This window comes from Hymenobacter jeollabukensis (genome assembly GCF_005771675.1).
GTDB classification, from domain to species: Bacteria; Bacteroidota; Bacteroidia; order Cytophagales; family Hymenobacteraceae; genus Solirubrum; species Solirubrum jeollabukense.
This window is the reverse complement of record NZ_VAJM01000005.1, coordinates 238,408-250,781: the sequence shown is the minus strand read 5'-3', so window position 1 is coordinate 250,781 and position 12,374 is coordinate 238,408. Positions and strand designations below refer to the sequence as shown.

The 12,374-nt window shown below is 67.8% G+C and carries 11 protein-coding genes; 7 read left to right on the top strand and 4 right to left on the bottom strand.

The window, feature by feature from the left end; translation table 11 throughout:
• The first annotated feature begins 108 nt into the window (after nucleotides 1–108).
• Nucleotides 109–336 carry a hypothetical protein gene (locus FDY95_RS13260; RefSeq protein WP_138078245.1) on the top strand — a complete coding sequence of 76 codons (228 nt, stop codon included), beginning with the start codon at nucleotides 109–111 and terminating at the stop codon, nucleotides 334–336.
• Nucleotides 337–532: 196 nt separating this feature from the next.
• On the top strand, nucleotides 533–3,811 hold the full coding sequence (locus FDY95_RS13255) for an AsmA family protein (RefSeq protein WP_138078244.1): 3,279 nt from the start codon (nucleotides 533–535) through the stop codon (nucleotides 3,809–3,811).
• Nucleotides 3,812–3,899: 88 nt separating this feature from the next.
• On the opposite strand, the gene FDY95_RS13250 is transcribed toward FDY95_RS13255, so the two are convergent.
• Nucleotides 3,900–4,868, bottom strand: coding sequence for an alpha/beta hydrolase (locus tag FDY95_RS13250; RefSeq protein ID WP_138078243.1), 969 nt, complete (start codon nucleotides 4,866–4,868; stop codon nucleotides 3,900–3,902).
• Between the two features lie 41 nt (nucleotides 4,869–4,909).
• Nucleotides 4,910–5,395: an ankyrin repeat domain-containing protein gene (locus FDY95_RS13245; RefSeq protein WP_138078242.1), complete on the bottom strand. Its 486-nt coding sequence runs from the start codon at nucleotides 5,393–5,395 to the stop codon at nucleotides 4,910–4,912.
• 222 nt (nucleotides 5,396–5,617) lie between these two features.
• Here FDY95_RS13245 and FDY95_RS13240 point away from each other — a divergent pair, with 222 nt between their 5' ends.
• On the top strand, nucleotides 5,618–6,409 hold the full coding sequence (locus FDY95_RS13240; protein ID WP_138078241.1) for an SDR family NAD(P)-dependent oxidoreductase: 792 nt from the start codon (nucleotides 5,618–5,620) through the stop codon (nucleotides 6,407–6,409).
• A gap of 194 nt (nucleotides 6,410–6,603) precedes the next feature.
• Here the strand turns inward: FDY95_RS13240 and FDY95_RS13235 are convergent, their stop codons facing one another.
• Nucleotides 6,604–7,164 carry a hypothetical protein gene (locus tag FDY95_RS13235; protein ID WP_138078240.1) on the bottom strand — a complete coding sequence of 187 codons (561 nt, stop codon included), beginning with the start codon at nucleotides 7,162–7,164 and terminating at the stop codon, nucleotides 6,604–6,606.
• 195 nt (nucleotides 7,165–7,359) lie between these two features.
• On the opposite strand from FDY95_RS13235, the gene FDY95_RS13230 reads away from it, so the two are divergent.
• The 4 genes from FDY95_RS13230 (at nucleotide 7,360) to FDY95_RS13215 (ending at nucleotide 10,548) form a co-directional block, all read left to right on the top strand.
• Nucleotides 7,360–8,082: a L,D-transpeptidase family protein gene (locus tag FDY95_RS13230; RefSeq protein WP_138078239.1), complete on the top strand. Its 723-nt coding sequence runs from the start codon at nucleotides 7,360–7,362 to the stop codon at nucleotides 8,080–8,082.
• A gap of 154 nt (nucleotides 8,083–8,236) precedes the next feature.
• On the top strand, nucleotides 8,237–8,701 hold the full coding sequence (locus FDY95_RS13225) for a VOC family protein (RefSeq protein WP_138078238.1): 465 nt from the start codon (nucleotides 8,237–8,239) through the stop codon (nucleotides 8,699–8,701).
• Nucleotides 8,689–9,258, top strand: a complete 570-nt coding sequence (locus FDY95_RS13220) for an NUDIX hydrolase (RefSeq protein ID WP_212744900.1) — start codon at nucleotides 8,689–8,691, stop codon at nucleotides 9,256–9,258. Before FDY95_RS13225 ends, FDY95_RS13220 begins: the two co-directional genes overlap by 13 nt.
• Nucleotides 9,259–9,450: 192 nt before the next feature.
• Nucleotides 9,451–10,548 carry a PD40 domain-containing protein gene (locus tag FDY95_RS13215; protein ID WP_138078237.1) on the top strand — a complete coding sequence of 366 codons (1,098 nt, stop codon included), beginning with the start codon at nucleotides 9,451–9,453 and terminating at the stop codon, nucleotides 10,546–10,548.
• A gap of 267 nt (nucleotides 10,549–10,815) precedes the next feature.
• Here the strand turns inward: FDY95_RS13215 and FDY95_RS13210 are convergent, their stop codons facing one another.
• The gene (locus FDY95_RS13210) at nucleotides 10,816–12,216 is read right to left on the bottom strand and encodes a DUF5723 family protein (RefSeq protein WP_138078236.1); all 1,401 of its coding nucleotides are present in this window, start codon (nucleotides 12,214–12,216) and stop codon (nucleotides 10,816–10,818) included.
• Nucleotides 12,217–12,374 lie beyond the last annotated feature (158 nt).

The window sequence follows — 12,374 nt, the reverse complement described above, 5'->3', positions numbered from 1 at the left end:
CAGACAAGTAGCACGAGCGCGCCGCCAAAAGGCGGGCCGATAGTAGCGGACGTACCGCCGTTCTGGACTACCTTTTGGCGCGTTTTATCTGTTACCTGCTCGTTGTCTATGACTGCCGCTTTCCGCCTGACGCCCCGCCGCCGGGGCTACCTGTTCGTGCTGGCCAGCCTGCTGCCGATGATGGTGGCCTTGCATCAGCTGTTGGTGCTGCTGGGCTCCCTGCTGGATGCTACCTCGCTGCTCCCGCGTTACCTGCTGCTGACCGGCCAGGTGCTGGGCGCCACGGCCATCTGCGCGCTGCTGCTGCGCGAGGGCGTGCGCCGTATCGACGGGTAACCCAGCACCCGGCCCGGCTGCCTGCGTCAGGCGGCGCGCCGGGCCTGCGTAGTTGGCACACTGGTCCGGCCCACGGCGGGTTTTGCGCCTGATCGGCAGCCTGCCGAGCTTGTTGCCCGTATTGGCAGCGGCGGGCCGGGCGGCGCGCCGGCTACGCTGCTTCTGCCGCATCTAATGGAGCAGCGCTACGGATGCTATGGCTCGATTTGGTTTCCGGCGCGGGGCCGGGCTCTTGCTGGGACTGGTCATGCTGGTGCTCCTGTTCGGGGCCGGGCTGCTGGGCACGCGCTACGGCCGCCACTGGCTGGAGCAGCAGCTGCGCGCGCGGTTGGCCCGCAACTCCGACCTGGTCGTGAGCCCCTTCGAGCTGCACCTCGGCTGGCAGGACTTCCCGCACCTGACGGCCTCCCTGCGCCACCTCACCCTCACCGATACCGCCTACCAGCGCCCCGAGCCGGTGCTGCAAGTGGCCCGCGCCGACCTGCGCCTGAACCTGCGGGCCCTGCTGCGCGGCCGGGTGCAGGTGGATGCCCTGACGCTGCGCGACGGGCTGCTGCGCGCCTACGTGGACGCCCGGGGCCGCCGCTGGACGCTGCACGGCCGGCGCCGCCCCGGCCCGGCCTCGACGCCCGCGCTGGATTTCGACCTGCCGACGGTGCAGCTGCGCAACGTGCGGCTAAGCTTCCGCAACGACTACAAGCACAGCCGCTTCGTGGCGCGGGTGGCGCGGGGGCAGTTTCGGGCCCGGCTGCGCGGCGGGCAGCTCACCGTGCGCGGCACGCTCAGCGGCCAGCTCGATTCCTTGCACAATGACCGCACCGGCACGCTGCTGGCCCACGAGCCGGTGCAGGCCTGGGCCCACTATCGCTACGACTTTGCCCGGCGCCGGGGCACCTTCGAGCCGGGCACCCGCGCCACCCTGCGCGGCGACACCATCCGCGTCAGCGGCACCCACACCACGGCCAGCCGGGCCCCGGCCGGCTCCTGGCTGCGGCTGCGCTTCGAAGGCCGGCAGCGGCTGATGGACGTGCTGCCCGACGTGCTGCCGCCCAGCCTGATGCCCTACCTGCGCGGCGCCCGCAGCCCCAGCAAGGCATATTTGCGCTATACCGTCAGCGGGCTGAGCAGCCCCACCGTGCTGCCCCGCAACGTGCTGCGCCTGCAGCTGCGCCAGGCCCGGCTGGTATGGCCCGATTCCAGCCGCCGCATCAGCCACTGGGATTTGCTGGCCGTGCTCGACAACGGCCCGGCCCACCAGCCCAGCAGCACCACGCTCACCTTGCACCACTGCCGCATCTACTCCCCGCTGGGCCAGCTCGACCTGCGCCTGCAGGTGCGCGACTTCACCCGCCCCACCGTGACGGGCCACCTGCGCGGCCGCACCGACCTGCCCGCCCTGGCCGCGCTGGTGGCGCCGGGCGAGTGGCGGGCCCGCAACGGGGCCGCCGAGCTGGACCTGCGCCTGCGCGGCCCGCTGCCGCCCGGCCCCGGCCAGGAGCCCCCACCCGGCCCGGCCCGCAGCCTCTCGGTGCGCGGCCACGTGGCCCTGCACGATGCGGCCTTCGACATTCCGACGCGCCACGCCCGCGTGCGGGGGCTGAACGTGCGCCTGGGCCTGCAGGACAGCCTCTGGCAGCTCAACGACCTATCGGGGCAGGTGGACGGGATGCGCTTTCAAGTCCAGGCGCGGACGGTGAACCTGCTCGATTACCTGACTGGGCAGCGTGCCACCACGTTCATCGACGGCCGCTTCGCCGTGGACGAGCTGCGGGTGGCCCGGCTGGGCGAGCTGCTGCGCCCGCGCGCCGACGGCTCGGTGGCGGCCCGGCGCCGCCGGCCGGCCAAAGCCGCGGCCGACAGCTCGCTGCTGCCCCCGGGCCTGCGCCTGCGGGTAGCCCTGCGCTGCGCCCGGCTGGTGCTGCCCACCGATACGCTGCGCCAGGTGCGCGTGCTGGTGCGCCGCGACGGATACCTGACCAGTCTCAGTGGCCTGACGGCGCAGGTGTGGGGCGGCGAGGTGCGCGGCCGGGCCGCGTGGCCGGGGCCGCTGGCGCGCGGCCGCACCAACGGCGAGTTTCAGCTGGCGCTGCGCTTCGGCACCCTCGATTACCAGCGGGTGACGCGGCTGCTGCGCCAGTCGGTGCGGCCGGTGGCGGCCGGCCGCACCCCGACACCGGCGCAGCGGGCGGCGCGCCAGTCGCCGCTGCGCCGGCTGCTGCTGACAGCCAGCGGGCAGGTGAGCTGCCAGGTGGCCACGCTGCGGATGCCGGTGGGCGAAAACCTGCGCCACGTGCGGCTGCAGGTGCTCAAGACCGGCTCGACGTTTCGGATGCCGGCCCTGTACTTCGCTACCACTTCGGGCGGAGCGGGTTTTGCCCAGGCCTCGGCACGTATGGCCGGCTCGCGCCTGCTATCCGCCGACGCGAGCCTGGATTTGCGCTACGCCACCGTGGACGTGCAGCGCCTGCTGCTGCTGCTGGCCAGTCTGCAGCCCGACGACGACGAGGACGAAGCCGCCGACAACGCGGCTACCGCGTCGGTGGCACCGGCCGGGCAGCCGCGGCCGGGCGCCGGGCGGGCTTCGGACCTGCTCAGCGGCAAGCTGCTCACGGCCCGGCTGCACGTGCGGGCCGAGCACGTGCGCTACGGCGCCCTCACGGGCACGGGCTTCCGCCTGACCTCGCACCTGCGCCCCGGCGAAGCTACGCTGGATGAATGCACGCTTGAGGCCTTCGGCGGGCAGCTGCGGCTGCGCGGACGGCTGCAAACCAACGCCGGCCAGGGCCACCACCCGCTGCACGCGCAGGCCCGGCTGCAGGACATTCAGCTGCCGCGCCTCTTCGAGCTGGCCGGGGCGCTGGGCTTCGACGTGCTCGGTCCCGACAACGTGCGCGGCACCATGACCTGCGAAGCCGACCTGCACACCGACCTCGACGCGACCTTTCTGCCCGCCACCGCCCGCACCCAGGGCTACGCCCGCGCCGACGTGCAGGACCTGGAGCTGCTGCGCGTGGCCCCGTTGCAGCAGGCCCTGCGCATCCTCAGCCCCCGCCGCACCGACCACCTGTACTTCCGCCCCGTCAGCACCCGCTTCTTCCTCGATCAGGAGCGGCTGCTGGTGCCCGAGCTGCGCCTCAACAGCAACCTGACCGACCTGGAAATCAGCGGCGTGTATTACCTCACCGGCCGCAGCAACCTCTACGTGGGCCTCAACCCCGTGCAGGCGGTGCTCGGCAACTTCCGCCGCCGCACGGCCCGCATCCGCGACGGCGCCCCCGCGCGCCACCCCGACCGGCACCTGCTCTACGTGAACCTGCGCCGCCCCCACGGCCACATGCGCTACTCGGTGCGCCCCTTCAAGCGCCGCGAAAAAGAGCAGCAACAGGCCCGGCTGCAGCAGGAATACCAGCAGCTGCTCCAGCGCCAGCCCATCGACACGACGCTGCGCCTGCTGCGGGTGCCGCCGCTGCGCTAGGTAGCCTGGCAACAAAGAAAAACGTCGTACTCTTTGCCCCTATCAACTCACCGGAGCCTGATTACCAGCTACCCCGCCAGCACCACCATCACGCAACGGGCAGCGCGGTTTTCAGCCACGCGAACATGCGCCGGTACACCTCCGCGCGCACGGCCGGACGTGAGAGGACCAAATCGTGCATGCCGCCTTCGATAACTTCCGTGGTCACGTGCGCACCCAGCTGCGGGGCCAGCTGGTGAATGTGCGCCACGTTCAGCACGCCGTCGGCCTGAAAATACTCGTCGTTGAAGGGGTGATAGTGCTGCACCGTGCGGGCCGAGTGCAGCACCAGTACCGGCGCCTGAATATGCAAGCCGCGCGCTACCTGCTGGTGCCCGCAGCGGATGGCGCGCAGCCAGCCGGCATTGACGGCAAACACCCGGCGCGGCTTCCAGTCGAGGCGGTAGTCCCATTCGCCGTGGTACTGGCGGTGCAGACTCTCGCCGTACCCGAACGGCAGATTGGCGGGCATGGGCAGATCGGGCAGCACGCGGCCCAGGCGCGCCACCAAGGGCACCACGCCCTGGCGCAGCCACCGGGGCTGATTCAGCTCCAGAAAGGGGCTGTTCAGCACCAGCGCGGCCCAGTCGCCGGGGTGCGCCGCCGCGTGCAGGGCGCTGATGAGGCCGCCGGTCGAATGGCCGTTGAGCACCACCGTTTCGGCGCCTTCGGCCCGGATGACGGTCAGGGCCGCGTCGAGGTCGGCGAAGTACTCCGATAAGTCGCGCACATTGTTGGGGCGCTGCTGAGGCAGCAGGGAGCGGCCGTATTTGCGCAGGTCCAGGGCGTAGAAGCCGTAGCCGTGGGCGGTCCACTGCTCGGCCAGCTCGCGCTGAAAAAAGTAGTCGGTGAAGCCGTGCACGTAGAGCACCGCCCGGCGCGGCGCGGATGCCCCGGCAGGCCGACGGCGCACCAGCGTGCACACCACCGGGCCTTCGTAGTCGGCGGGCTGCTCCAGGCGCAGCTGCTCGAAGTCGGGGCCGAGGATGTCGGGGGCGTAGGTGGGGACGGGCGTCATGGCAGGTCAGAAATCCGGGTACGCCGGCAAAACGTCAGCCGCTAGGCGGGCAGCAGTTGCAGGGCCTGGTCGTTGCCCTGCTGAATGGCCAGGTCGCGGGCCGTAAGGCCGCGCACGTCGCGCAGGGTGGTATCGGCGCCGGCTTCGAGCAGGATGGGCACGATGTTGTGGCGGCCGAAAAGGGTGGCAAACATCAGCGCGGTGCCGCCGTTGCCGTTCTGCAGGTCCAGGTCGGCGCCGTGCCCGATGAGCAGGCGGGCAATTTCGGCGTAGCCCTTGAAGCTGACGCCCATCAGGGCTGTGTTGCCGCTCACGTCCTGCACGTTCACGTCGGCGCCGGCCTCCAGCAGCACGCGGGCGGCTTCGAGCTGGTCGTCGTAGGTAGCAATGATGAGCGGGGTGAAGCCCTTGCCGTTCTGGGTGTTCACGTCGACGCCGGCGGCCAGCAGTTCGCGGATAAAGGCCACGTCGCCGCGGCGGGCAGCATCGATGAGCAGGTCGTCGGGGCGGGCGGAGGAAAAGGACATGGGAAGCCGGAAAGGAAGGTTGAGAAGGTAGTGACCCTGCATACGGAGCCGGCGCACAAAACTTTGCATCGGCGGGCCGTGGCGCCGCAGCAGGACCGCCGCAAATTGCTTGTTGGCAGCGCACTAACGGCATTCGGCCGCCAGCTTTTTTCGGACCGAGCAGACAAACGCTGCGCCGGCTGGTTTAGGCAGGAAGTTTCATCATCCCAGCTTTGTTTTCGCATGGACTTACAACTCACCGATAAAACGGCCCTGGTCACGGGTTCCACCGGCGGCATCGGCCTGGCCATTGCCAAGCGCCTGGCCGCCGAGGGCGCCGAAGTCATCCTCACCGGCCGCACCGAAGCGCGCATCGAGCAGGCCCGCGCCGCCATCCTGGCCGAGACGCCCGGGGCCCGGGTGCGCGGCGTGGCCGTCGATTTTGGCCACGCCGACCAGGTGCAGCGCCTGCTGGCCGCGGTGCCCACGGTCGATATTCTGGTCAACAACGTGGGCATCTTCGACCCGAAGCCCTTCGCCGACATTCCGGATGAGGATTGGCTGCGCTTCTTCGAAGTGAACGTGCTCAGCGGGGTGCGCCTCTCGCGCCAGTACTTTCCGCAGATGCTGGCCCAGAACTGGGGTCGCATCATTTTTATCTCCAGCGAATCGGGCCTGCAGATTCCGGCCGAAATGATTCACTACGGCACCACCAAAACGGCCCAGCTGGCCGTGGCCCGCGGCCTGGCCGAGCTGACCACGGGCACCGGTGTCACCGTCAATTCCGTGCTGCCGGGTCCCACCGCCTCCGAGGGCGTGGAGGAATTCATCGGCAAGCTGGCCGCCGAGGGACAGTCGCGCGCCGACGCGGAAAAGGACTTCTTCGCCCACGCCCGCCCCTCCTCGCTGCTAAAGCGCTTCATCACCACCGACGAAATTGCTACTATGGTCACGTTCCTGGCCAGCCCGCTGGCCGCCGCCACCAACGGCGCCTCCGTGCGCGTCGACGGCGGCGTGATTCGCAGCATCGGTTAAGCCGCGTAGGTCAATATTTATTGAACGTCATGCTGAGCGCAGTCGAAGCATCTCTACCGCTTCGTTGGATAGAAATTGCTATCAGTAGAGATGCTTCGACTGCGCTCAGCATGACGTTCTTATACACCAAAACCGCCCCGCCGCGTCCGAGTTGACATGGCGGGGCGGTTGTGTTTTCGGGGCCAGCAACAGTCTCACACCCAAATCAGGATGCCCAAGGTGACCAGCGCCAGCAGCACCCCAGCCACGGCCGTGTTCATGCGCGTTTCGGGCGAGCGGCCGGGCCAGGCGCCTACCAGCGCTACCGCCAGCAGCAGCAGCGGCGCCAGCGCGAAGGGCCCGTAGATAGTGCCGTTAGCGGGCCGAAACGGGGTGGCGCCCTCGGGCGAGGCTGGGGAACTGACTTGCCGCACCACGCCCAGCAGCGGGGTAATCCACACCGTCACGCGGTCCTCGTCGCGCACGCGGGCGCCCTGCTCGCTCGGAATACGAAACCGGGCGTGGGGCGTAACGATGTCGTAGGCCATGCGCGGGTCGGAGGCGGAGGACGAGGTCAGCACCACAAGGCGGCTGAGCACGGCTTCGTTTTCGTAGCGGCGCACGGGCAGGGCCCAGTCCAGCGCCAGCAGCAGGCAGAAGGCCAGCAGGGCGAAGTTCGCGTAGCGCGCCGCCGGGGCGTAGCGCTGCAGCGTGGCTTGCGTGGAACCAGGGCGAAGGGGCGCGGCCGGCGGCGCGGAAACGGAAGAGGACGTCATAGATAACCAGGGCGTTTGTGGTTGCGGTCAGCTGGTTGAATCAACTCAGCAAATCAACGCCGCCGCAGGCCGTAAATTATCCGGGTTTCTTCCCCGGAACCTCATCAATTTATACAACTCTCCTATATCTTTATTCTCATATACGCTTAGCCGCAGCAACCCCGTTATGGCGCCGTATTCTTACTCGCTGCCGCCATGCGCGTCTTCCTGCTACTGCTGTGGCCCCTGCTGTTCGGGCCCGATCCGACCGATGCCACCTTCCGCCAGGGCCAGCAGCGCTACCCGCGGGTGCGCACGGCCTACACCGCCCGCTGGAGCACCCTGCAAGCCGAGCTGCAGCGCCGCCACCTCGCCGCCGACCAGCTGGAGCTGTACCTGCGGGCCTTCAAAGTAGGGCAGCGCGTGGAGGTGTGGGCCCGCAACCGCGGGCAGGGCCGCTACCAGCTGCTGCGCCGCTACGCCCTGGCCGCCACCTCCGGTACGCTCGGCCCCAAGCTGCGCTCCGGCGACGGGCAGGTGCCCGAGGGTTGCTACCGCATCGACCGCTACAACCCCAACAGCCTTTTCCACCTCTCGCTGGGCCTCGATTACCCCAACGCCCTCGACCGCGCCCGCGGCGAGCAGGACCCCGGCGGCGACATTTTCATCCACGGCTCCAACGTTACCATCGGCTGCCTGCCCATCACCGATAGCTGCATCGAGGAGCTGTACGTGCTGGCCGTGGAGGCCCGCGCTGCCGGGCAGGCCGAAATACCGGTACACATCTTTCCCTTCGAGCTGAACGCCACCGACCTGGAGGCCCGCTGGCACAGCCCGCACTACGCCTTCTGGCAGACGCTGGCACCGGTATACCGCTACTTCGAGCAGCACCACACCTTGCCCCCCACCGACGCGGCCGGGGCCTACGTGGTGCGGTAACAATGAGCATGGCGGTGTGGCGTCAGCCGTTGTAGCCAGCTGCATTCGTTATGCTCGGGGTTGCGGGGTTGAATATTCGTGCCGGGTTGGGCGCAATGGGTATATTGCCCATTCGTTCTGAGTCCTGCTTTACCTGCCAACGCCCGACACACTAGTGAATACGCCGCTACTCTCCGCCCGCTACGCCCACACCAACCTCACCGCCGAAGACTGGGAAGCCCTGGCCGCCTTCTACGAGCGGGTATTTGGCTGCACCCGGACCTCTCCCCAACGCGACTACCAGGACGAAGCCCTGAGCGGGGGCCAGGCCCGCGCCCCCCGGCAGCGCGGCGTGCACCTGCGCCTGCCCGGCCACGGCCCCGGCGGCCCCACGCTGGAAATCTTCGGCTACGACCCGCTGACCAACCGCGCCCGCACCGCCCCCAACCGCCCCGGCTTCGGCCACATTGCCTTCGAAGTGCCCGACGTGGCCGCCGCCCGCGCCGTGGTGGTGGCCGAAGGCGGCTCGGCCCTGGGCGAAGTCGTCACGCAGATGACGCCGCTGGGCCGTGCCATTACCTGGGCCTACGTGGCCGACCCGGAGTGCAACGTCATCGAGCTGCAGTCGTGGACGGCCTGATAGCGCCGGACGAAACCAACCTGCCGCCCGCGGACCCGCAGCTGCGCGAGGCGGCCGTACTCGTGCCCGTGTACCGCGACGATGCCGGGGAGCTGCGCCTGGTGCTGCTGGTGCGCAGCAACTTCGGCGTGCACGGCGGGCAGCTGGCCTTTCCCGGCGGCAAACAAGACCCTACCGACACTTCCCTGCTCGACACGGCCCTGCGCGAGGCGGAGGAAGAAGTATACCTGCCGCGCGAGGCCGTACAGGTGCTGGCCGAGCTGCCGGTCATCAGCACGCTCACCACCGGCTACCGCGTCACGCCCTACCTGGGGCGCATCAGCCGCCCGGCGGTATGGCGCTGGCTGGAGCGTGAGGTAACGGAAGTGCTGGAAGTATCCGTGGCCGAGCTGCTCGACCCCGCCCGCCACGCCACCGAAGACTGGCAGCTCGACGGCTGGCCCCGGTCCGCGCCGGTGTCGTTTATCCGCATCGGGGAGCATAAGCTCTGGGGCCTGAGCTACCGCATCGTGCGCCAGCTGCTGCCCCGGCTGACGGCCGGCGAGTGGGCGGTGTGACGAGGCTTGTCACTTGGATTCCGCAACGACTTTAGCCCGCAGAGGGCGCGGAAGATTACGCAGAGGATGCAGAGCTCAGCGCCTTCTGCGAATCTTCCGCGCCCTCTGCGGGCTCCTAACATCCGCATCTGACGCATCACAAATTGGCACGGTCTTGCGTTGAAGGCCTCAACCGCTGCAATTCTCCTGCTTATGTTCGCTCGTTTCGTTTCCGCGCTGGCCCTGCTGCTTGTCGGCACCGCCGCCCAGGCCCAGCAACAGGCTTCCATTTGGTACTTTGGGCAGGAAGCCGGCCTGGATTTCCGCCAGGGTGCCCCCACCCCGCTGCTCGACGGCAAGCTCAGCACCTACGAAGGCTCCTCGGTGGCCACCACCTCGCGCGGGCAGCTGCTGTTCTATACCAACGGCGTGTACGTGTGGAACCGCCAGCACCAGCTCATGCCCAACGGTAAAAACCTGGCGGGCAGCAAGTCCTCCTCGCAGAGCGCCCTCATCATCCCTGACCCGGGCAGCGGCAACGTATTCTACATCTTCACCACCGCCGCCGAGGGCAACAGCGTGGGCATGCGCTACTCCGTGGTCGACATGACCGACGCCGAGGGCATGGGCGACGTGAAGCGCAGCAACGGCCTGCTCATCTCGCCGGTGGCGGAGAAGCTGGCCGCCGTGCGCCACAAAAACGGCCGCGACATCTGGATGGTGGGCCACCGCTGGAACTCCAACGCCTTCGTGAGCTACCTCGTCACGCCCGACGGGGTGCAGACCAAGCCCATTCTGAGCAACGTGGGCGCCATGCACGCCGGCCCGGGCCGCAACGCCATCGGCTGCATGAAATTCTCGCCCGACGGCAAGAAGCTGGCCGTGGCCATCTGGCGCGAGGCGAATAAGGTGGAGGTGTTCGACTTCGACAACGCCACCGGCTTGGTGAAAAACCCCAAGTCGTACGGGCCTTTCGAGGAAGCCTACGGGGTGGAATTTTCGTCCGACGGCTCGAAGCTCTACGCCACCAGCAACGGCAACGGCGGCGGCAACGCCCAGGTGTGGCAGGTCGACCTGAAAACCGGCACCAAAACCGCCGTGGGCAACTCCGCCAACCGCAAAATCGGCTCCTTGCAGCTTGGGCCCGACGGCCGCATCTACGTGGCCCGCGAAGACAACCCTTTCCTCGGCGTCATCGAAAACCCCAACGCCCTGGGCCTGGCCGCCAAGTACACGGACGACGGCATCAAGCTCGGCGGCCGCCGCGGCAAGCTCGGCCTGCCCATCTTCATCCAGAGCTATTTTAAGTAGTTGGGTGGATAGGTAACGGGGTAAAAAGGCCGTCATCCTGAGGCGCAGCCGAAGGACCTTCCTCGAACCCTGCACCGCCGCTGCAAACAACGAGCAGACGATTTTTGGATGAGCGCATTAACGTAAAAGCGCAGCCACCATAGTAGGTGGCTGCGCTTCTTTTTGCTATTGAAGAAAGTCAACACATTGGCATCAGCCGCGATGCAGGGTGCGAGGAAGGTCCTTCGCTGCGCTCAGGATGACGGCCTTTTACCGCCTCACCCAACATTACTTCTGCTCCCCGAACTTGAAGCGCAGGAAGCCGGCGGCTACTGACACGTAGGGGTGCTCGGAGGTGAACAGGCCCACCAGGTCGCGGGTACTGATGCCGGCTTCGTAGTGCTTGGTGGCCAGCGTGACGCCCAGGGGCAGGCTGAAGCCGTAGCCCGCGCCGCCGCTCAGGCCGCTGCTCAGGCGCAGCCAGCGCACCGGCTTGTAGTCGATGCCGGCGCCGACGAAGGGTTTGGGCAGGTTGCCGGCCACGTCGTTCATGGGCAGGGTGGCATCCACGCCCACCTCGAAATACTCGCTGATGCGCAGGCCCGCGCCGGCGCGCAGCTTGGTGGGCAGGCTTTCCTTGCGGCTGGCGCTGGGCTGGTACTGGAAGAGGCTGTCGGTGCCAGCCGTCACCAGCTGGGTCACTTCCTTGAAGAGATTGTACGAGCCAATACCCTCGGAGCTGAGCTGCTTGAGCTTCTGGTCGTTGGCCGTGAGCAGGTTGCCCTTCCAGGTCATGCTGCCGATGTCGGTAACGGAGAGGCCCAGGCGCAGCGACTTGCCGATTTCCATCGACGCCCCGAGGTCGACGCCGTTGCCGGTGCCCACCGGGCGTAGGCCCGAGCCGCCGTGCTTGTAGTTGAACTGCGGGTTCTGCGCCAGCTTGCCGTAGTTGATGTCGAACAGCGGCGACACGGCCCCGAAGGCTTCGAGCTTGCCGTCCTCGGCCCGGATATCGACCACGCCCACGCCCTCGATGTAGCGGTAGCCCACGCCAGCCGAGAGCTGGAACATGTCGTTGTCGAGCAGGCGGCGGCCGAAGGCCACGTTGAACTCGTTCAGCCAGCTCATCTGCAGGCGCGTGCCCTGCAAGGCCGTCGACACCAGCGGGATGGTGGTGCCGGAGGTGTACTGCTGGTAAATCGGCGCGTTCTTGCCCAGGAACAGGATTTCGGCCATGTTCTTGTTCAGCCCCATGTGCGTCACCACGCGCTGCTGGTTGCTAACGGCCACCGTGCCAATGCCCAGAATATCCACCGAAGCCCCGAAGGTCATCACGTCGGCGTTCAGGTTCAGGGCGTTGTCGGAGGTGAAGGCCTTGGCCAGCTCCTGCTTTTCGGCCGCAGTCAGCTTGTCGTCCACGCGCTTGACGAAGCGCAGCATCTGCTCACGCGTAAGCGACTGGGAGCCGATGCCCACGCCGTACTGCAGCAGGCCGATAGAAAACTTGGGGCTGCCGATGCGGGCCAGGTTGGCCGGGTTGATGCCGATGGCCTGGTAGTCGCTCACGAAGGTATTGGCCACGCCGCCGCGGCCCGTCGAGCCGAAGTTGCTCAGCTCGTTTTGCGCGTGCAGGCTCAGCGGCGCCAGCGCTAGGGCGCCCAGGGCCAGACCGGGTACAAGTAGTTTCATGCGAAGGAGGTAGAGAGAAGAGAACAGCAACGCCGCCGAAGGATAACAGCACATGGGCGCAACGCCGGGGCAAGTAGCTACATTTAAGCGTCCGAACCAAAGCCGCCGCGTTACGAATCGATGAGTAGCCGCTGAAAATCGGCCTATTACCCGCTCGC

Bases quoted from the DNA above. Each gene is read 5' to 3' on its own strand.
- FDY95_RS13230 (WP_138078239.1), top strand. From the start codon at position 7,360: ATGCGCGTCTTCCTGCTACTGCTGTGGCCCCTGCTGTTCGGGCCCGAT.
- FDY95_RS13210 (WP_138078236.1), bottom strand. From the start codon at position 12,216: ATGAAACTACTTGTACCCGGTCTGGCCCTGGGCGCCCTAGCGCTGGCG.
- FDY95_RS13215 (WP_138078237.1), top strand. From the start codon at position 9,451: ATGTTCGCTCGTTTCGTTTCCGCGCTGGCCCTGCTGCTTGTCGGCACC.
- FDY95_RS13240 (WP_138078241.1), top strand. From the start codon at position 5,618: ATGGACTTACAACTCACCGATAAAACGGCCCTGGTCACGGGTTCCACC.
- FDY95_RS13245 (WP_138078242.1), bottom strand. From the start codon at position 5,395: ATGTCCTTTTCCTCCGCCCGCCCCGACGACCTGCTCATCGATGCTGCC.
- FDY95_RS13255 (WP_138078244.1), top strand. From the start codon at position 533: ATGGCTCGATTTGGTTTCCGGCGCGGGGCCGGGCTCTTGCTGGGACTG.
- FDY95_RS13250 (WP_138078243.1), bottom strand. From the start codon at position 4,868: ATGACGCCCGTCCCCACCTACGCCCCCGACATCCTCGGCCCCGACTTC.
- FDY95_RS13260 (WP_138078245.1), top strand. From the start codon at position 109: ATGACTGCCGCTTTCCGCCTGACGCCCCGCCGCCGGGGCTACCTGTTC.
- FDY95_RS13235 (WP_138078240.1), bottom strand. From the start codon at position 7,164: ATGACGTCCTCTTCCGTTTCCGCGCCGCCGGCCGCGCCCCTTCGCCCT.